The organism is Thauera aminoaromatica S2 (assembly GCF_000310185.1).
GTDB classification, from domain to species: domain Bacteria; phylum Pseudomonadota; class Gammaproteobacteria; order Burkholderiales; family Rhodocyclaceae; genus Thauera; species Thauera aminoaromatica.
In genome coordinates, this window is the sequence record NZ_AMXD01000259.1 from 1 (window position 1) to 2,097 (window position 2,097).

Annotated in this window: 2 protein-coding genes and 1 pseudogene; all 3 read left to right on the plus strand. The window is 71.3% G+C overall.

Annotated features, from left to right (window positions below):
* Nucleotides 1-1,063: FliI/YscN family ATPase (locus tag C665_RS19370; RefSeq protein WP_004328704.1), on the plus strand; the 1,063-nt coding region annotated here is incomplete at its 5' end.
* A 244-nt stretch (nt 1,064-1,307) separates the two neighbouring features.
* Nucleotides 1,308-1,748: a flagellar export protein FliJ gene (gene fliJ, locus C665_RS19375; protein WP_004328705.1), complete on the plus strand. Its 441-nt coding sequence runs from the start codon at nt 1,308-1,310 to the stop codon at nt 1,746-1,748.
* 119 nt (nt 1,749-1,867) lie between these two features.
* Nucleotides 1,868-2,097: pseudogene (locus C665_RS19380) on the plus strand (hypothetical protein); the annotation flags it as partial.

Sequence of the window (2,097 nt, forward strand, 5' to 3'; positions counted from 1 at the left end):
GCGCGCCGCCGACCGCGCCAAGCACCTGCCGGTGGGCGACGCCCTGCTCGGCCGCGTGGTCGACGGCGCCGGCCGCCCGCTCGACGGCCAGGGCCCGCTGCACACCCAGGAGACGCGCTCGCTGCAGGGGCGTGCCATCAACCCGCTCGCACGCGCGCCGATCGCACAGCCGCTCGACGTCGGCGTGCGCGCGATCAACGCGCTGCTCACCGTCGGCCGCGGCCAGCGCCTCGGCCTGTTCGCCGGTTCCGGCGTGGGCAAGTCGGTGCTGATCGGCATGATGGCGCGCTACACCGAGGCCGAGGTCATCGTCGTCGGGCTGATCGGCGAGCGCGGCCGCGAGGTCAAGGAGTTCATCGACCACAGCCTGGGCCCCGAGGGCCTGGCGCGCTCGGTGGTGGTGGCGGCGCCCGCCGACACCAGCCCGCTGATGCGCATGCAGGGCGCGGCCTATGCCACCACGGTGGCGGAGTACTTCCGCGACCAGGGCAAGCAGGTGCTGCTGATCATGGACTCGCTGACGCGCTATGCGATGGCGCAGCGCGAGATCGCGCTCGCGATCGGCGAACCGCCGGTCACCCGCGGCTACCCGCCGAGCGTGTTCGCCCGCCTGCCCGCGCTGGTCGAGCGCGCTGGCAACGGCCCCGAGGGCGGTGGCTCGATCACCGCCTTCTACACCGTGCTCGCCGAGGGCGACGACCAGCAGGACCCGATCGCCGACGCGGCGCGCGCCATCCTCGACGGCCACTTCGTGCTCTCGCGCAATCTCGCCGACCAGGGCCACTACCCGGCGATCGACATCGAGCAGTCGATCTCGCGCGCGATGCACAACCTCGTCGGCGACGACCACTTCAACGTGGTGCGCCAGTTCAAGCAGTTCTTCTCGCGCTACCAGCGTTCTCGCGACCTGATCGCCGTCGGCGCCTACCAGCCCGGCGGCGATCCCCTGCTCGACATGGCCGTCAAGCTCTACCCCAGGCTCGAAGCCTTCCTGCAACAAGGCATCCAGGAACACGAAACCTACGAGGGTGCCCTGCAGAAGCTGGCGCAGGTGTTCGGGTGAGAAAGGCACGAGGCGCAAGCGCTCCCGCTCGCCCGTAGGAGCGAAGCCAGCCGCGATCGGGCGGCGAAGCTGCGCCGCCGCGGGGCCGAAGCGCCGCGATCGCGACTGGCGTCGCTCCTGCACCCGCGACATCGATCGCGAGCATTTCGTCACGGTCGAGGACGAGCCGACCGAAATATGCCCACCTCGGGCATCCGGCGAACGGCTAGAATGCTGTTTGCAACGCCCCCGTGACACGACGCCGATGCCCGCCTCCTTCCACCTCCAGCCCCTGCTCGACCTCGCCAGCACCCGCACCGACGAGGCTGCGCGTCGCCTGGGCGAACTCGTCGCCGCCGAACGCGACGTGGAACAGAAGCTGAAGATGCTCGAGGACTATCGCACGGAATATCACGAGCGCTTCGTGCAGGCCGCGCGCGACGGCCTGAGCGCGGACGCATGGCGCAACTATGGCGCCTTCATCGCCAAGCTCGACGACGCGATCGCCGCGCAGCGCAAGGTGGTCGAGCAATCGCGCGCGCGCACCGTCGAGGGCCAGCAGGCCTGGCTCGCCCAGCGCACCAAGCTCAAGGCCTTCGACACCCTCGCCCAGCGCCACCAGCACGCGGTCGCGCGCAGCGAGGCGCGCCAGGAGCAGAAGCAGTCGGACGAGCACGCCGCCCGACGCGGTGGCGAGGACGCCTGACGCGGGAAGCCGCGGCAGCCGCCCGACCCGGTGACACACCCATGGCATGAGGCTTGCTTTTGATGGGCTGTCGGATCGTCCGCGATCCATCGCATCCAGCCCACGAGAGGCCCGCAACCATGTCCGCACCGTTCTCCCCCTCCAGTCTCGGCAACGTCGCGCAGCTTCGCCTCGGCGCGCAGCAGGCCCGCATCGGCATCTCCGCCCTGGACGGCCTGGGCGCGCAGCCCGACAGCTTCTCGCGCACGCTCGAGAACCGCATGAACACGCCCGAGCCGGCGCCGCGCAAGCCCGAGTCGCCCCCCCCGGCCCCGCGACCGCCCGAGCGCACGGCCTCCGCCGAACCCGC